The organism is Streptomyces sp. NPDC046821 (genome assembly GCF_040645335.1).
Taxonomy (GTDB): domain Bacteria; phylum Actinomycetota; class Actinomycetes; order Streptomycetales; family Streptomycetaceae; genus Streptomyces.
This window is the reverse complement of record NZ_JBEYYB010000019.1, coordinates 25,156-42,760: the sequence shown is the minus strand read 5'-3', so window position 1 is coordinate 42,760 and position 17,605 is coordinate 25,156. Positions and strand designations below refer to the sequence as shown.

The window sequence follows — 17,605 nt, the reverse complement described above, 5'->3', positions numbered from 1 at the left end:
GGTGTCCGCTCCCGGTGAGCGCTTCGGGAGCGTGCTCTGTCCGGTGCTCACCCGAGCGCCGCCCTCTTGAAGGACCGCGCCCGCCGCGCGACCCGCCGCACCGTCGCGTTGCGCGGGATGAACGCGAGCTGCGTCGGGACGCCGCCGGGCAGCGCGAGCGACGTGAGCCGGCGGCGCTTGAAGTAACGCCACGTGTGATCGTCCAGACGCGTGGCGAGATACCGCTCGGCCGCCGCCCGCAGGCCCGGGTAGATCTTCGCCTGCATAGCGAAGCCCACGGCCCGAACGAGCTGGTTCAGTTCGGCGGTCGCCGTGCCGGGTTCCTGCGCGGCAACCGCCGCCGCGTCCGACAGCTCCGGCAGCAGCGCGTCCACGATCGTGACGGGGACGCGGTTGCTGTTCTCGTACGGCGTGAGGCGGTCGAGGAGGGTGCCGGTGCCGGTACGGGCGACCGGGATGCCGTAGAGCGCGGACGCGGTCAGCAGGGCGGTGGAGAAGCAGCCGACCACGAGGGCCGGGCGCATCCGCTGGAAGAGGACCTCGGCGAGCACGGGCGTGTCCAGGACCGTGAGTTCGGCGCCGAGCTTCTCGGCCTCCGCCTCAAGGGTGCGTGACCAGTTGGCCGGTGCCGTCGGGTGCGGCTTGAAGACGATCCGCGTGTGGCCGAGGGCGACCGCGCCGCGCATCATCCGCACGTGCAGGTCCTCTTCTTCCTGCGCGGTGAGGATGTCGAGGGCCGACAGGTACTGCCCGAGGAGCACCGCGGGACCGGGCTCGACCGGCGGCAACTCGCCGCTCTCGTCGGCCAGTTCGGCGAGCACCTTCACGAAGATGTCCGTCGGCACGACCTCCGGCTCGACCCCGAACTCCGTGAGCAGCAGCGGCTTCAGGTCCGGTACGAGGTCCAGGTGCAGCAGCCTGCGGACGCGTGTGCCGACCAGCGGGTCGAGCTTGTTGCGCGTCGGGCCGTAGCTCATCAGCCCGTCCGCGTACACGTCGACGGGCGCGCCCGTGAAGATCTGCGCGACCGCCATCGCCGGGTTGACCTGGATCGACTCCACGGCCAGCTCGACGTCGTCGTCGCCCAGGCCCCAGACGAGCCGCAGATGACGCTCCCACAGCGGGACGTCGTCCAGGCGCGGGGCCCAACCGCCCGGGTGGAAGGGCGAGATGGTCTCGTTCCACGACACGACGTCGTCGAAGCGGCCGCGCAGCCGCTCGAAGCCCGGCATCGTGTCGACCGAGGGCGTCGTCTCGGGTGTCGCCGCGTTGTTGGCGACGAGCAGGATGCGCCGGTCGGCGGGCCGGAAGCAGTCCGCGTCGAGGGCGGCGGCGAGCGTGGCCGTCCCGTACAGCGTGGACGCGAGGAAGATCTGAGTGGTGGTCACGCGGCATCCACTCCCGCCGAGACGGGACGGCGCCGCAGCCGGCGCAGGCGCGTCGCGCGCTGCAGGTCCATCGAGTCGAGCGCGTCGTCGAGCACGTCCTGCGGCATCCGCTTCAGCGCCGCCGAACTCATGGTTTTCAATTTGCGCGCCACTGCGGGTTCGAACCTTTCGATGGATCCCAGGTGATGGGAAATAATCGCGCAGTACGTACGCACGGCCTTCGGCAGAAGCAATTCCGCGTCTTTGTCCCGTGAGGTGTCCGCGATCACCTGGTCGAACGCCTTGATGAAATCGAGTTGCCGTACGTCGCCGATCTGCGTCAGAGAGGACGCGACACCGCGCCGGTAGAAAACTCCGAGAGTTCCTACCGCGGCAAAGGATTTCGCCTCGCGGTGCAGCCGCCAGATCCACGGCCGGTCCTCGGCCGTGCGCAGGCCGTCGGTGAAGTGCAGGAGACCCGCGTCGGCGAGCCGCCGGTGATAGATGCCGGCCCACGCGTACGCGTAGTCGACCGACGTCGACCGGTCGGCGGGCAGGATCGCCTCGCGCGGGTCCATGACGACACCGCGCCGGCCGTGCGGCACGCGGTGGACGGAACGCGCCCGCCCGGTGCACTGGACATGGTCCGTACGGACGAAATCGCAGCCCAGGCCCTCGATCGCGGCGAGAAGCTGCTCGTAATAGCCGGGGGCGATCCAGTCGTCGCCGTCCAGGAAGGTCACGTATTCGCCGCGCGACGCGTCGAGTCCGGTGTTGCGCGCGGTGGCCAGGCCTCCGTTCTTTTCATGTCTGACCAAGGCGGCGCCGGGCAGCTCGCGCTCGGCGCGCGCGAGAATGTCCGGGGTCTCGTCCTTCGAACAGTCGTCGACGAGAATGAATTCGAAGTCGTCGCGCGCGTTCGCACGGAGACTTCTCAGGGTGTCGGGCGCGTATTGCTGCACGTTGTAGAACGGCACGATGACGGAGAGCTTGACCACGGGCAGGACGCTAGGCGGCCCGTCCGGCATTCGTCCTGACCGGCGGTGAGATGCCAGGTGAACGACGTGTGGCGGAACCGTTAACCGGCCTGATTCCCGGCGGCTTCCCGGCCCGATTCGCCATTCGTCGGTGCGCTGTTAACCGTTTGTTGAGGTCTGGTTGGGCCGCGGATATCCAGGCCTTCCTAGCTTCTTCCGTGTGCCAGCAAGTACCCCTGAGACCCGACGGGTCGCCGTGCTCGCGGACTCCGACACCCGGTGGAAGTGGGGCGCGCTCACCGCGCGCCGCCTCACCCCCGGCGAGAGTCCGCTCCGAGGATTCCTCCTGCGCGGCCGGGCCACCCCGACACCCCGCCAGCTCGACGAGGTCGGCGTCCGCGCCGACAGCCTCGACGAGGTCACCGCGGTCGAGTTCCTGCGCGAGATGGAGCGGGACGCCGACCGGTACGACGTCGTCGTCCTCGCCCTCGTCGGCGGTGCCGTCCAGGCGATGCTGCACGGCCTCGCGCGGATCTGGCAGGGCCGGGCCAAGCGTCCCGTCGTCGTCACCGGCTACGTCGGCGTGGTCTACGAGAAGCTCGCCGACGGACTCCTCCTGCGGCACGGCGCCGACCTCGTCCTCGCCAACTCCCGCCACGACGCGGACCGTTTCCGCGCCGTGTACGAGGGTGTGGACGCCGACGCGTCGTCCGTCACGGAGTGCGCGCTGCCGTTCCTCGGGGGCGCGCCCTACGAGGACGAGCACGACCCGTACACCGTGGTCTTCGCCGCGCAGCCCTCCGTCCCCGACACCGCCGCCGACCGCGCCTACCTGCTGAAGCGGCTCGTCGGACACGCACGCCTGCACCCCGGGCGCGAGGTACTGCTGAAACTGCGCAGCAAGCCCGGCGAGCACACCACCCACATCGAAGAGGCGCCCTACCAGAAGCTCGCGCAGCGGATCGAGGGCGGACTTCCCGCCAACTGCCGCCTTGTGTATGGGCACATGGGAGAGGTCCTCGACCGCACCGACCTGCTGGTCACCGTCAGTTCGACGGCCGCGCTCGAAGCCCTGCACCGGCGCATCCCGACCGCGCTGCTCACCGACCTCGGGGTGCGCGAGGCGCTCGGCAACCACCACTTCACCGGTTCCGGCTGCCTCGCCTCCTGGGACCAGCTCGACGCCGGGCACCTGCCGAAGGCCGACCCGGAGTGGGTGGCCCGCCAGGGCGTCGCCGCCGACGGCACGTACGACACCGCCTTCGACGAGGCGCGCGCCCGCGTCGCCGGTCTGCTCGCCGCCGACCGGCTGCCGCCCCTCGCCCCCTACTACAGCCTCACCACCGCCCCCGGCTACCTGCCGCGCATCCTCAACCGCCACCACCTCGCCCCCGACGGGACACCGCTGCCCGGCGCGCCCGCGGCCGGCAAGGAGGCCGGGCCCGTACGGCAGATCGTGCGCCGCGCCGCCCGCGGCGCCTACCGCCACGGGGTGCAGCGCGTGGCGCCCGTCATCCGGCGGATGGGCGAGCTGTGAACGCCGACGCCAACACCGAGGCCTCCCGGCGAGCCGCGAACGCCCGCAGCCCGCACGGAGACCTTCAAGGAGACCTGATGACCAACCCGGAAGCGGGCACAGCGGCACCGGTCCGCCGTGTGCTCGCCGTGATTCCCGCCCGCGGCGGCTCCAAGGGAGTGCCCGCCAAGAACCTCGCCCCCGTAGGCGGCGTGCCCCTCGTGGCGCGCGCCGTCCGCGAGTGCCGCGCGACCCGCCTCGTCACCGACGTGGTCGTATCGACGGACGACTCCGCGATCGCCGCCGCCGCCCGCGCGGCCGGTGCCGACGTGGTCCTGCGGCCCGCCGCCATCGCCGGCGACAAGGCGAGCTCCGAGGCCGCTGTCCTGCACGCTCTCGACGCCCACGAGGCAGCCCAGGGCTCGGCCGTGGACGTGGTCCTGCTCGTGCAGTGCACCAGCCCGTTCCTCATCCGCGAGGACATCGACGGGGTCGTCGACGCGGTCGTGGGGAAGGGCGCCGACTCGGCGCTCACCGTGGCCCCGTTCCACGGCTTCGTGTGGCGCGACGAGCCGGCCGAGTCCGCCGCGACCAGCGGCGCGCACGGCGTCAACCACGACAAGTCCTTCCGCCAGATGCGCCAGGACCGCCCCCAGGACCTCCTGGAGACCGGCGCCGTCTACGCCATGGACGCGCGGGGCTTCCGCGAGGCCGGGCACCGCTTCTTCGGCCGGACGGAACTCGTCCGCACCGACCCCGCGCGGGTCCTGGAGATCGACGACCCGCACGACCTCTCCCGCGCCCGCGCCCTCGCGCCGCTCTTCGACGGCGCGCGACCGGGCGCGCTCCCGACCGCCGAGGACATCGACGCGGTCGTACTCGACTTCGACGGCACCCAGACCGACGACAAGGTGCTGATCGACTCCGACGGACGGGAGTTCGTCACCGTGCACCGCGGTGACGGCCTCGGCGTCGCGGCCCTGCGTGACGCGGGCCTGCCGCTGCTGATCCTGTCCACGGAACAGAACCCGGTCGTCGCCGCACGGGCCCGGAAGCTCAAGATCCCGGTCCTGCACGGCATCGACCGCAAGGACCTCGCGCTGAAGCAGTGGTGCGAGGAACAGGGCATCGCGCCCGAGCGCGTGCTCTACGTCGGCAACGACGTCAACGACCTCCCGTGCTTCGGCCTCGTCGGCTGGCCCGTGGCGGTCGCGAGCGCCCACGACGTCGTACGCGGCGCCGCGCGCGCGGTCACCGCCCTCCCCGGTGGTGACGGCGCGATCCGAGAGATCGCCAGCTGGATCCTCGGCCCTTCTCTCGACTCCCTCGACAAGTAAGGAACCCCTCAAGTCATGAGCTCCGTGATCACCGACTCCCGTCTGCGCACGTTCGGTTCGAAGCAGGCCGGCCCCGGTCAGCCCGTGTACATCACCGGCGAGATCGGCATCAACCACAACGGTGACCTCGACAACGCCTTCAAGCTTATCGACGCCGCCGCCGAGGCCGGCTGCGACGCGGTCAAGTTCCAGAAGCGCACCCCGGAGATCTGCACCCCGCGCGACCAGTGGGACATCGAGCGCGACACCCCCTGGGGCCGGATGACGTACATCGACTACCGCCACCGCGTCGAGTTCGGCGAGGACGAGTACCGCGCCATCGACGAGCACTGCAAGAAGCGCGGCATCGACTGGTTCGCCTCCCCGTGGGACACCGAGGCCGTCGCGTTCCTGGAGAAGTTCGACGTGCCCGCCCACAAGGTGGCCTCCGCGTCCCTCACCGACGACGAGCTGCTGCGCGAGCTGCGCGCCACCGGCCGCACGGTCATCCTCTCCACCGGCATGTCCACCCCGAAGCAGATCCGCCACGCGGTCGAGGTCCTCGGCTCGGACAACATCCTTCTCTGCCACGCCACTTCGACGTACCCGGCGAAGGCGGAGGAGCTGAACCTGAACGTGATCAACACGCTCAAGGCCGAGTTCCCGAACGTCCCGATCGGCTACTCCGGCCACGAGACCGGCCTGCAGACGACGCTCGCCGCCGTCGCCCTCGGCGCCACGTTCGTCGAGCGCCACATCACCCTCGACCGCGCCATGTGGGGCTCCGACCAGGCCGCCTCCGTCGAGCCGCAGGGCCTCACCCGCCTCGTCCGCGACATCCGCACCATCGAGGCCTCCCTCGGTGACGGCGTCAAGAAGGTCTACGAGTCCGAGCTCGGCCCGATGAAGAAGCTCCGCCGCGTCACGGGCGTCGTCGCCGAGTCGGAGATCGCCGTCGCCGCGGGCGAGCCGGTCGGCGTCTGACCGTCGATCGCCCGCCCGTTGGGGCCGGCGCCCGACCCGGCGCCGGCCCCACGGGCCCCAACCTCACCGGTCCCTCGGAGGGCCCATGTCAGCAGCACGCTCCGGAACCCTGTGTTTCGTGGAGAGTCCCGTCCAGCTCCTCAACGTCCTGGAATGGGCGCACCTCGCCGGCGCCGCCGGCACCCTCGGCGCGGACGGCACCGTCACCCTGGTCGTCCTGTCGCCCACGGACCCCATGACCCGGGGCCAGCTGCGCCGCATGGCCGAACTCGCCCGCGACGAGGGCCACATCGTCCGCTGGGAAGAGGCACGCGGCGGCGCCACCGCCCCCTTCCACACCATCGGCGGACTCGCGGGCCCGCTGCGCAGGGCCGCCCGGATCGTGATGGGCGACCCGTTCTCCCGCTACGTCCAGCTGCTCCTGACGATCACGAAGGCCGCCGAACTCGTCGTCGTCGACGACGGCACCGCGACCATGGAGTTCGTGTCCCAGCTGGCGCGCGGTGAGCGCTTGGTGCGCTGGCACCGTCGCGGCGGCCGCCCGAGCCCGCGCGACCTCGTCTTCGCCCCCGTCTCGGCCGCCGCCCGGCGCCGCCTCACCCCCGACGGCGAGCGCCGCTCCGTCGAGGTCTTCTCGGCCATGCCGATCGACTCGGTCCCCGACCGGGTGCGTGTCACCCGCAACGACTTCACCTGGACCCGCGCCCGCTTCGGCCCGCCCCGCATAACGAAGGGCGCCGACCTCGTCGGCACGTCCCTCGTCGAGACCGGCGTCGTCGACCCGGACCGCTACCTGGAGGCCGTCCGCGCGCTCGCCCGCACCCACGGCGCGACCCGCTACTTCGCCCACCGCCGCGAGAGCGCCGACAAACTCCACCGCCTCGCCACCGAGACGGGTCTCGAAGTCGTCCGCCCCGACCTCCCCCTGGAACTGATCGCCCGACGGGGCCCCATCGGCCGTACGGTCCTCAGCTTCCCCTCGACGGTCGTGCACACCCTGCCCCTGGCCCTGGCCGGCACGGACGTCCGCGTGGCGGTGTGCGACATAGACCCGGCGTGGCTGACGGAGAACGCGTCCCCGCGCGCGCAGGGCTTCCTCTCCGGAGTCACCGGCACGGCGAGGGACGTACACCGCCTGGCGTCGGTGGCCCCGGCCCTCTGACTTCCCGGCTCTCTGACTTCTTGGGGATCCCTTGGTGATCACATAGCCGTCCGCAGGGCAACGCGACGGGGCCCGCGCAGGTCAAACACACGCACCCCCCGATTCGCCGAACGCCCAGAGGAAACGTGACCCACTCCCGACACCGCCAGTCCAAGAGACGCCGCTACCTCGCCTGGTCCGCCGCCGGCGCGGCACTGGCCGCCACCGGAGCGATCGTCGCCCAGTCCGCGACCGCCACCACGCTCCCCGCCCCCAAGACGTACACGGGCCGCGCCTTCGACACCTGCTCGGCACCGTCCCTCTCCGCCATGAAGGCCTGGAAGACCGGCTTCTACGGCGCCGCCGCTGTCTACGTAGGCGGCAAGAACCGCGGCTGCGCCCAGCCCAACCTCACCGCGTCCTGGGTGAAGTCGGTCAACGCATCCGGCTGGAAACTGATCCCGCTCTACGTGGGAGCCCAGCCGCCCTGCCAGTCCGGCGCCAACCCCGAGAAGATGACGGCGACCACGGCCGCCTCCCTCGGCACGACGGACGGCACCGACGCGGTGGCCAAGGCCACCGCCCTCGGCATGAAGCCCGGCACGCCCGTGTACCTGGACATGGAGGCGTACGACACGGCGAACACGTCCTGCAACAACGCCGTCCTCACCTACGTCCGCGCCTGGGACAAGGCGGTCCACGCGAAGGGCTACTGGGCCGGCTTCTACGGCTTCCGCAGCTCCAGCGCCAAGGCCGTGGCGACGGCCACGAACCGCACCGACCTCCCGGACATCCTCTGGTACGCCCTCTGGGACAAGACGAACACGACGACCTCGGACTGGCCCTTCGGCTCAACCCAGTGGACCGGCCACCGCCGCGCCCACCAGTACATGGTCAACAGCAAGGAATCCCGGGGCGGCTACACGATCACGGTCGACCGCGACGCCTGGGACGCGCCGGTGGCGATCGTGGGCTGAGCATCGGCCGGATCCTCGGCCGGATCGTGGGCGGCCATCGCCCGAGTGGCGGCGGAACTGGGCACTCCGGAAAAATGTGGCTTCATACCCGCCCGGGGCCGAGTCCAAGCGCGCTTCGGCCGATTTTCTTACCTCCACCGGTTGAAATTTTGCCGATCGAGCGGCCGTCACCCCCTGCCCCGGCCTACCCTTCAAAGGGTGAACCAACTGATGTCCCGAGAGACCGAGGCCGATCAGGTCGGGGTGGCGGTTCCCGCTGCCGCGTTGCCCGGCACGCTGTCCGAAGAGCTCCGCGGTGAACTGGTGCTCTTCCGGCGTGACTTGCACATGCACCCCGAGCTGGGCAACCAGGAGTTCCGCACGACGGCGGCGATCAAGGCGCGTCTGGAACAGGCCGGCCTCGAGCCGCGTGTCCTCTCCATCGGCACGGGTCTCATCTGCGACATCGGCATCACCGAGGGGGAGGTCCGGGGCGGACGCCCCATGCTCGCCCTGCGCGCCGACATCGACGCGCTGCCCATCCCGGACACCAAGACGAGCTGCGCCTACCGCTCCACGGTGCCCGGCCGCGCCCACGCCTGCGGGCACGACGTGCACACGACGGTCGTGCTCGGCGCGGGCCTCGTCCTCGCCGAGCTGCACCGCCAGGGCCGGCTCCCGTACCCCGTACGCCTGATCTTCCAGCCCGCCGAGGAGGTGCTGCCCGGCGGCGCTCCCGACGCGATCGAGTCGGGGGTGCTCGACGGAGTCGGCCGGATCATCGGCGTGCACTGCGACCCGAAGGTCGACGCGGGCCGCATCGGACTGCGGCACGGTGCCATCACCTCCGCCTGCGACCGGCTCGAGGTCGCGCTCGACGGGGCCGGCGGCCACACCGCCCGCCCGCACCTCACCACCGACCTCGTGACGGCCGCCGCGAAGGTGGCCACCGAGGTCCCCGCGCTCGTGGCCCGCCGTATCGACGCCCGCTCCGGCCTCGCCGTGACCTGGGGCCGTATCGAGTCCGGGCACGCGTGCAACGTGATCCCGCAGCACGCGGAGCTGTCCGGCACCGTGCGCTGCCTCGACCTCGACGCGTGGCGGCAGGCGCCCGACCTGGTGCACGGCGCGATCCAGGAGATCGCCGACCTCTACCGCGCCAAGTCGGAGATCAACTACATCCGCGGCGTCCCGCCCGTCGTGAACGACCCGGAGGTCACCGACCTCGTCCACGCCGCGATGGCCGCCCGCCGGGGCGCCCAGTCCATCGAGGACACCCCGCAGAGCCTCGGCGGCGAGGACTTCTCCTGGTACCTGGAGCACGTCCCCGGCGCCATGGCCCGCCTCGGCGTGCGCACCCCCGGCGAGCGCGGCGGACGCGACCTGCACCAGGGCGACTTCGACGCCGACGAGGCCGCGATCACGGTCGGCGTCGAGCTGTTCACCGCGGCAGCCCTGATGGACGCCGCCGCACGCGCGTAGGAACGGCCGAACCCGGACAGGGCAAGGGTCGGTGTGGGCACCACGTAACCCACCCGACCCACCCCCGTAACTCCCCGTAGCCCGCGCCGTCCTGCCCCGTTCGCGTCAATCCGATAACAAGCGCCGAAGGGCTCTTTATCTGACATCTACGCGCGTTACGATCCGTCCGAAAACCAGCGCCGGATCCCGGCGCTCGGGTCAGGTCAGGTCAGGTCGAAGGAGCCTCCCTTGCGCCGGGTAGCCAAAATCTCCGCCGCGTGTATAGCCACCGCGGCACTCGCTCTCACCGCCACCGCATGTGGCAGCACCTCCTCGGACAACAAGTCCACGGGTGACTCCGGCAAGAAGGGCGGCGTCAAGATCGGCCTCGCCTTCGACGTCGGCGGCCGCGGCGACCACTCCTTCAACGACTCCGCCGCGCGCGGCGCCGACAAGGCGAAGAAGGACTTCGGCGGTGACCTCAAGGAGCTGACCGCCAAGACCTCCGACACCGAGGCCGACCGCGAGCAGCGCCTGTCCGACCTGGCCGACGCCGGCTACAACCCCATCATCGGCGTGGGCTACGCGTACAGCCCCTCGATGACCAAGGTCGCCGCGAAGTACCCGAAGATCAGCTTCGGCATCGTCGACTCCGTGGTGAACACCAAGAACACCGACTCCATCGTCTTCACCGAGGAGCAGGGCTCCTACCTGGCCGGCGTCGCCGCCGCCCTGAAGACGAAGAAGGACCACGTCGGCTTCATCGGTGGTGTCGACGTACCCCTGATCAAGAAGTTCGAGGCGGGTTACGTCCAGGGCGTCAAGGACACCAACCCGAAGATCAAGATCGACGTCCAGTACCTGAGCCACGGTTCGGACACCTCCGGCTTCGCCTCGCCCGACAAGGGCAAGGAGGCGGCCCAGGGAATGCTCGACAAGGGCGCCGACGTCGTCTACTCGGCGGCCGGCTCCTCCGGCAACGGCGCCATCGAGGCCGTCTCCGGCACGAAGGGCGCCTGGGCCATCGGCGTCGACTCGGACCAGTACAACATCCCCGGTCTCGCCAAGTACAAGTCCTCGATCCTGACCTCGGTCGTCAAGAACGTCGACATCGGCGTCTACGACCTGATCAAGTCGGTCAAGGACGGCAAGCCGATCACCGGCACCAACACCTACGCCCTGAAGGACGGCGGCGTCTCGCTCGCCACGTCCGGCGGCTACATCGACGACATCAAGGCCAAGCTGGACGCCGCGGAGAAGAAGATCGCGAGCGGCGAGGTCAAGGTCAAGACCACCCCGTGACCTGAGGGTCCCGTGAGGCCCGGGCTCGGCGCGGGGGAGTGGTGAAACGCTCCCCTTCGCCGGGCCATAACAATGTGTCAACTCTACGCGTGTAGCTGGGAGTTGGCGTACTAGCGTCGCCGACGCACCACCCCCGTGCCGGCCTCGCCTGCCCCCTTCCCGTACGTCCTCCTGCTCCCCCGAGGAGAGTGCGCCATCAACGCGTCCAGCCCTCCCGCCGTCGAACTGCGCGGCATCACCAAGCGCTTCCCCGGAGTCGTCGCCAACCGCGACATCGACATCACCGTACGGCGGGGCACCGTCCACGCCCTGTGCGGTGAGAACGGCGCCGGCAAGTCGACCCTGATGAAGATCCTCTACGGAATGCAGAAGCCGGACGAGGGGACCATCGCCGTCGACGGCACCCAGGTCACCTTCGCCACGCCCGGCGACGCCATCGCGCGCGGCATCGGCATGGTCCACCAGCACTTCATGCTGGCCGACAACCTCACCGTCCTGGAGAACGTCGTCCTGGGCGCCGAGAAGCTGCACGGCATCGGCGGCAAAGCGCGTACGAAGATCCGCGAGATATCCGAGGCCTACGGGCTGGGCGTGCGGCCCGACGTGCTCGTCGAGGAGCTCGGGGTCGCCGACCGGCAGCGCGTCGAGATCCTCAAGGTCCTCTACCGGGGCGCCCGGACGCTGATCCTCGACGAGCCGACCGCGGTCCTCGTCCCGCAGGAGGTCGACGCGCTCTTCGACAACCTGCGCGAGCTCAAGTCCGAGGGCCTCACGGTCATCTTCATCTCCCACAAGCTGGGCGAGGTCCTGTCCGTCGCGGACGAGATCACGGTCATCCGGCGGGGGACGACGGTGGGCACGGCCGACCCGCGCACCACCACGACCAAGCAGCTCGCCGAGCTGATGGTCGGCAGCGAACTGCCCTCGCCGGAGACCGAGGAGTCCACGGTCACCGACACCCCGATGCTCCGCCTGGAGGGCCTGCGGCTCACGCAGACCGACCTCGACGGCGTCGAACGCGTCATCCTCGACGACGTCAGCTTCACCATCCACCGCGGTGAAGTCCTCGGCGTCGCGGGCGTGGAGGGCAACGGCCAGTCCGAACTCGTCGAGGCCATCATGGGGATGCGGACCGCCGACAGCGGCACCGTCTCCCTCGACGGCACCGACGTCACGAAGACCCCCACCCGCAAGCGCCGCGAGGCCGGCGTCGGCTACATCCCCGAGGACCGCCACCGCCACGGACTGCTCCTCGAAGCGCCGCTGTGGGAGAACCGCGTCCTCGGCCACGTCTCCGAACGCCCCAACTCCAAGGGCGCGTTGCTCGACCTCAAGGCCGCCCGCGCCGACACCGAGCGCATCGTCCGCGACTACGACGTCCGCACCCCCGGCATCGAGGTCACCGCCGCCTCCCTGTCCGGCGGCAACCAGCAGAAGCTGATCGTCGGCCGCGAGATGAGCCACGCGCCCAAGCTGCTCATCGCCGCGCACCCCACGCGCGGCGTGGACGTCGGCGCGCAGGCCCAGATCTGGGACCAGATCCGCCGCGCCCGCCGCGAGGGCCTCGCCGTCCTCCTCATCTCGGCGGACCTGGACGAGCTGATCGGGCTGTCCGACACCCTGCGGGTGATGTACCGCGGCCGCCTGGTCGCCGACGCCGACCCCGCGACCATCACCCCGGAGGAGCTCGGCTCCGCCATGACAGGTGCGGCCTCCGGCCACCTGGAGCACACGGAAGACGCCGAAGGCGGGGACGCCCGATGAAGACACTGATATCCCGGGGCACCGCCCGGATCGACAAGGAGCGGCTGATCCTCGCGGTCGCCGCCCCGCTCCTCGCGGTCGTCGCCGCGCTCGTCGTCACGGCGCTGATCATCACGGCCACGGGCAAGGACCCGTTCGCCGCGTTCAGCGACATGGTGACGTACGGCTCCGCGAGCGACAGCCAGGTCTACATCCTCAACAAGGCGACGACGTACTACCTCGCGGGTGTCGCGGTGGCCGTCGGCTTCCGCATGAACCTGTTCAACATCGGCGTCGACGGCCAGTACCGGCTCGCCGCGTTCGTCGCCGCCGTGCTCGGCGGGGCGCTCACGCTGCCCGGCTGGCTCGCCATCCCGCTGATCATCGTCGCCGCCATGGCGACCGGCGCGCTGTGGGCCGGTATCGCCGGCATCCTCAAGGTGACGCGCGGCGTCAGCGAGGTCATCGCGACGATCATGCTGAACGCGATCGCCACCGCGATCATCGCCTTCCTCCTCCAGCCCGGCCAGCTCGGCCAGCTCGACGACGCCGGCACCCTGGTCTCCACCAAGCCGCTGCCCAAGTCCTCGTACTTCTTCATGATCGACGCGGGACCGGCCGGCCAGGTCTGGGGCTTCATCGTGGTCGCCGTACTCGTCGGCATCGCCTACTGGTTCGTCCTCGGCCGCACCCGCTTCGGCTTCGACCTGCGGACGGTCGGCCAGTCCGAGTCGGCCGCCGCCGCGAGCGGCGTCAGCGTCAAGAAGATGATCGCCACCAGCATGATCATCTCGGGCGCCGTGGCCGGCCTCGTCGGTATGCCGACCCTCCTCAACGACAGCCACCAGTACGACAACAGCTTCCCGGCGGGCCTCGGCTTCACCGGCATCGCCATCGCGCTCCTCGGCCGCAACCACCCCGTCGGCATCGCGCTCGGCGCCCTGCTCTGGGGCTTCCTGGAGCGCACCACCAACCACCTGGAGTTCCAGGGCTACGACAAGGAGATCCTCGGCGTGATCCAGGGCGTCATCGTCCTGTGCGTCGTCATCGCCTACGAGGTCGTACGCCGCTACGGGCTCAAGCGACAGCAGCAGCGGGTCGGCGCCGAACTCGCCGCGCAGGCCACTGCCGTCCGCACCGAGAAGCAGGAGGTGGCCGGATGACCGCCACGACGACCGACACCCCGCCGCCGCCGGCGGCCCCCGCGGTGAGCGGCGAGGCCAAGAAGGCCCGCGGCCGGCGCTCCACCGGCCGGACCCTGCTCATCGTCGTCGGCGCGCTGTTCCTGGTCTCCGCCGTCCGCGTCATCACCGGCGCCGACCAGCTGACCTCCGGCGGCCAGATCGCCGCCGCGCTCGGCCTCGCCGTGCCCATCGGCCTCGCGGCCCTCGCCGGCCTGTGGTCGGAGCGGGCCGGCGTGGTCAACATCGGCCTCGAAGGCATGATGATCCTCGGCACGTTCGGCGCGGGCTGGCTCGGCTGGCAGACCAGCCCCTGGCTCGGCCTGCTCTGCGGCATCGGCTTCGGCGTACTCGGCGGCCTCGTGCACGCCGTCGCCACCGTCACCTTCGGCGTCGACCACATCGTCTCGGGTGTGGCCGTGAACCTCCTCGCGCTCGGCGCCACCCAGTACCTCGCCAAGCTGTTCTTCGCCGAGGGCGTGCCCGCGAGCAAGGGCGGAAACCCCAAGCAGTCCCCGCCCGCCGAGTCGCTCGGCGACATCACCGTCCCGGGCCTCTCCAGCGGGCTGCACACGATCGAGCAGCACCACTGGTTCCTGGTCTCCGACGTCGCCGGCATCCTCGGCGGCCTCGTCACCAACGTCTCCGTGATCACGCTCCTCGCCGTGCTCCTCTTCGTGGGCAGCTGGTGGATCCTGTGGCGCACCCCGTTCGGCCTGCGCCTGCGCTCCTGCGGCGAGAACCCGATCGCGGCCGAGTCCCTCGGCGTCAACGTGTACGCGCACAAGTACGCGGCCGTCGCGATCTCCGGCGGACTCGCGGGCCTCGGCGGCGCGTTCCTCGCCCTCGTCACCTCGCACAGCTACCTGGAGGGCCAGACGGGTGGCCGCGGCTACATCGGTCTCGCCGCCATGATCTTCGGCAACTGGCGTCCCGGCGGACTCGCCATGGGCGCCGGCCTGTTCGGCTTCTCCGACGCGCTCCAGCTGCGCAACGGCGGCGAGACCGTCCACGCGCTGCTGCTCCTGCTCGTCGTGCTGCTCGCGCTCCTCGCCGGCTGGAAGGCGTACCGCAAGGCCGTGCTCCAGGCCACGGTCAGCGCGGTGATTGCCGCGATCGTCCTGGTCTGGTACCTCCTGACGGATGAGGTGCCCGGCGACTTCGTCGGCGCCACGCCGTATGTCGTCACGCTGCTGGTGCTCTCCCTGTCCGCGCAGCGGCTGCGGATGCCGAAGGCGAACGGGATGCGCTACCGGAAGGGCCAGGGCAAGTGACCGAAGCCGGCTGGGAAGAACTCAGGGACGCGGCCCGCACGGCCATGTCCCGCGCGTACGTGCCGTACTCCGGCTTCCCGGTCGGCGCCGCCGCCCGCGTGGACGACGGCCGCACCGTCTCCGGCTGCAACGTCGAGAACGCCTCGTACGGGCTCGCCCTGTGCGCCGAGTGCGGGCTCGTGTCCCAGCTCCAGCTCACCGGCGGCGGCCGCCTCACGCACTTCACCTGCGTGGACGGCAAGGGCGAGATCCTCATGCCGTGCGGCCGCTGCCGCCAGCTCCTGTACGAGTTCGGCGGGCGCGAGCTGCTGCTGGAGACGGCGTCGGGGATCCGCCCGCTCGGCGAGCTGTTGCCGGACGCGTTCGGCCCGGACAACCTCAACTGAACGATCGCCCCGCAGAGTCGGCGGGTCTGGAAGGAACACCCATGGACGTCATCTCCGTCATCCGGACCAAGCGGGACCGGGGCGAGCTCACCGGCGAGCAGATCGACTGGGTCATCGACGCCTACACCCGCGGCGCCGTCGCGGACGAGCAGATGTCGGCGCTCGCCATGGCCATCCTGCTCAACGGCATGAACCGTACGGAGATCGCCCGCTGGACCGCCGCGATGATCGCGTCCGGCGAGCGCATGGACTTCTCGGCCCTGTCCCGCCCGACGGCCGACAAGCACTCCACGGGTGGCGTCGGCGACAAGATCACGCTGCCGCTCGCCCCGCTGGTCGCCGCGTGCGGCGCCGCCGTCCCGCAGCTCTCCGGCCGCGGCCTCGGCCACACCGGCGGCACCCTCGACAAGCTGGAGTCCATCCCCGGCTGGCGCGCGCTCCTGTCCAACGACGAGATGCTGAACGTCCTCGACACCGTCGGCTCCGTGATCTGCGCGGCCGGCGACGGGCTCGCCCCCGCAGACAAGAAGCTCTACGCGCTGCGCGACGTCACCGGCACCGTCGAGGCCATCCCGCTCATCGCCTCCTCGATCATGTCGAAGAAGATCGCCGAGGGCACCGGCTCGCTCGTCCTCGACGTGAAGGTCGGCACCGGCGCGTTCATGAAGACGATCGAGGACGCCCGCGAACTGGCCTCCACCATGGTCGAGTTGGGCACCGACAGCGGGGTGCGCACCGTCGCGCTGCTCACCGACATGTCGACGCCGCTCGGCCTCACCGCGGGCAACGCCCTCGAAGTCCGCGAGTCCGTCGAGGTCCTCGCGGGCGGCGGCCCCGCCGACGTCGTCGAGCTGACCCTCGCCCTGGCCCGCGAGATGCTCGACGCGGCCGGCATCACGGACGCCGACCCGGCGAAGGCCCTCGCCGACGGCTCCGCGATGGACGTCTGGCGCCGCATGATCACCGCCCAGGGCGGCGACCCGGACGCCCCGCTCCCCACGTCCCGCGAACGGCATGTGGTGGTCGCCGGCCAGTCCGGCGTCCTGACCCGCCTCGACGCGTACGACATCGGCGTGGCCGCCTGGCGCCTCGGCGCAGGCCGAGCCCGCAAGGAGGACCCGGTCCAGGCAGCGGCAGGCATCGAACTCCACGCCAAGCCGGGCGACTCCGTCGCGGCGGGCCAGCCCCTCCTGACCCTGCACACGGACACGCCCGAACGCTTCGCGTACGCGTTGGAGTCGGTGGAGGGGTCGTACGACATCTCGGCATCGGGGACGACGTACGCGGCTACGCCGGTGGTGCGGGAACGTATCGGCTGACCTGGTGTTTCCTCGTATGGGTGAACGGGATCGGTAGACCACTGCCGGTTCCATTCGTCATGCTGGACTCGGTGACGCACCGATAAGGAGACCGCCATGAGCGCACTCACCGTCCGCCATGACCCCGAGCAGAGCTGGGACGAACTGGTCCGGCTCTGGGAGGAGATGGAATGGCCGGAGGGCTGCAAGGTGGAGATCATCGACGGGAACATCACCGTGTCACCTTCACCCGCTTACCAGCACAACTTGATCGCCGAGCACATCCAGCGTCGCCTGTACTCAGTGGTCCCCGACGATTGGGGCATCTTCCAGACCCTGGCCATCGCCGTGCCATCCCGTATGGGAATGCTCATCCCGGACCTCCTCGTGGCTCCGAGGCAGCAGCACGTGGAGTCGGATTCGCACATTCCGGCGGCACTGGCCGAACTTGTCGTCGAGATCACCTCGAAGTCCAACGCCGTGCACGACCGCATCAGCAAGTGCGCCGCGTACGCGACTGCGGGCATCCCCTTCTACTTGCTCGTCGACCGCTGGTCGCCGGAAGGGCCGACTGCGACCCTCTACGGCGAACCCACCGGCGATGTGTACCGGCCGCTGAGTGTCGTGAAGTTCGGCGATCCCCTCCAGCTCCCGGCACCCTTCGGCCTCACCATCGACACCGCCGATTTCCCCACCCCCTAGA

General features: G+C 70.6%; 15 protein-coding genes. 13 read left to right on the top strand and 2 right to left on the bottom strand.

Annotated features, from left to right (window positions below; genetic code table 11):
- Positions 1-47: 47 nt before the first annotated feature.
- Positions 48-1,388, bottom strand: coding sequence for a polysialyltransferase family glycosyltransferase (locus tag ABZ893_RS32070; protein ID WP_361411032.1), 1,341 nt, complete (start codon positions 1,386-1,388; stop codon positions 48-50).
- Positions 1,385-2,365, bottom strand: a complete 981-nt coding sequence (locus ABZ893_RS32065) for a glycosyltransferase family 2 protein (RefSeq protein WP_361411029.1) — start codon at positions 2,363-2,365, stop codon at positions 1,385-1,387. The genes ABZ893_RS32070 and ABZ893_RS32065 overlap by 4 nt, the downstream gene beginning before the upstream one ends.
- Before the next feature lie 199 nt (positions 2,366-2,564).
- Here ABZ893_RS32065 and ABZ893_RS32060 point away from each other — a divergent pair, with 199 nt between their 5' ends.
- From ABZ893_RS32060 to ABZ893_RS32000, 13 genes are all read left to right on the top strand, one after another.
- Positions 2,565-3,881 (top strand): DUF6716 putative glycosyltransferase, encoded by a 1,317-nt coding sequence (locus tag ABZ893_RS32060; RefSeq protein WP_361411026.1) that lies wholly within the window; start codon positions 2,565-2,567, stop codon positions 3,879-3,881.
- 77 nt (positions 3,882-3,958) lie between these two features.
- Positions 3,959-5,197: an acylneuraminate cytidylyltransferase gene (locus ABZ893_RS32055; protein WP_361411023.1), complete on the top strand. Its 1,239-nt coding sequence runs from the start codon at positions 3,959-3,961 to the stop codon at positions 5,195-5,197.
- 24 nt (positions 5,198-5,221) lie between these two features.
- Complete coding sequence (locus ABZ893_RS32050) at positions 5,222-6,160, top strand: N-acetylneuraminate synthase family protein (protein ID WP_361411205.1); 939 nt, start codon at positions 5,222-5,224, stop codon at positions 6,158-6,160.
- A gap of 85 nt (positions 6,161-6,245) precedes the next feature.
- Positions 6,246-7,322: a hypothetical protein gene (locus ABZ893_RS32045; RefSeq protein ID WP_361411020.1), complete on the top strand. Its 1,077-nt coding sequence runs from the start codon at positions 6,246-6,248 to the stop codon at positions 7,320-7,322.
- Between the two features lie 125 nt (positions 7,323-7,447).
- Positions 7,448-8,278, top strand: a complete 831-nt coding sequence (locus ABZ893_RS32040; RefSeq protein ID WP_361411017.1) for a glycoside hydrolase domain-containing protein — start codon at positions 7,448-7,450, stop codon at positions 8,276-8,278.
- 210 nt (positions 8,279-8,488) lie between these two features.
- On the top strand, positions 8,489-9,739 hold the full coding sequence (locus ABZ893_RS32035; protein ID WP_361411014.1) for an amidohydrolase: 1,251 nt from the start codon (positions 8,489-8,491) through the stop codon (positions 9,737-9,739).
- Positions 9,740-9,967: 228 nt separating this feature from the next.
- Positions 9,968-11,020 (top strand): BMP family ABC transporter substrate-binding protein, encoded by a 1,053-nt coding sequence (locus tag ABZ893_RS32030; protein ID WP_361411011.1) that lies wholly within the window; start codon positions 9,968-9,970, stop codon positions 11,018-11,020.
- A gap of 171 nt (positions 11,021-11,191) precedes the next feature.
- Positions 11,192-12,784 (top strand): ABC transporter ATP-binding protein, encoded by a 1,593-nt coding sequence (locus ABZ893_RS32025; protein ID WP_361411203.1) that lies wholly within the window; start codon positions 11,192-11,194, stop codon positions 12,782-12,784.
- A gap of 8 nt (positions 12,785-12,792) precedes the next feature.
- Positions 12,793-13,926, top strand: a complete 1,134-nt coding sequence (locus ABZ893_RS32020; RefSeq protein ID WP_361411202.1) for an ABC transporter permease — start codon at positions 12,793-12,795, stop codon at positions 13,924-13,926.
- Positions 13,923-15,218 carry an ABC transporter permease gene (locus ABZ893_RS32015; RefSeq protein WP_361411008.1) on the top strand — a complete coding sequence of 432 codons (1,296 nt, stop codon included), beginning with the start codon at positions 13,923-13,925 and terminating at the stop codon, positions 15,216-15,218. Before ABZ893_RS32020 ends, ABZ893_RS32015 begins: the two co-directional genes overlap by 4 nt.
- Positions 15,215-15,604: a cytidine deaminase gene (locus tag ABZ893_RS32010; protein WP_361411005.1), complete on the top strand. Its 390-nt coding sequence runs from the start codon at positions 15,215-15,217 to the stop codon at positions 15,602-15,604. The genes ABZ893_RS32015 and ABZ893_RS32010 overlap by 4 nt, the downstream gene beginning before the upstream one ends.
- Positions 15,605-15,645: 41 nt before the next feature.
- Positions 15,646-16,923, top strand: a complete 1,278-nt coding sequence (locus ABZ893_RS32005; protein ID WP_361411002.1) for a thymidine phosphorylase — start codon at positions 15,646-15,648, stop codon at positions 16,921-16,923.
- 96 nt (positions 16,924-17,019) lie between these two features.
- Entirely contained in the window at positions 17,020-17,604 is a 585-nt protein-coding gene (locus ABZ893_RS32000; protein WP_361410999.1) for a Uma2 family endonuclease, read from the top strand.
- Position 17,605 lies beyond the last annotated feature (1 nt).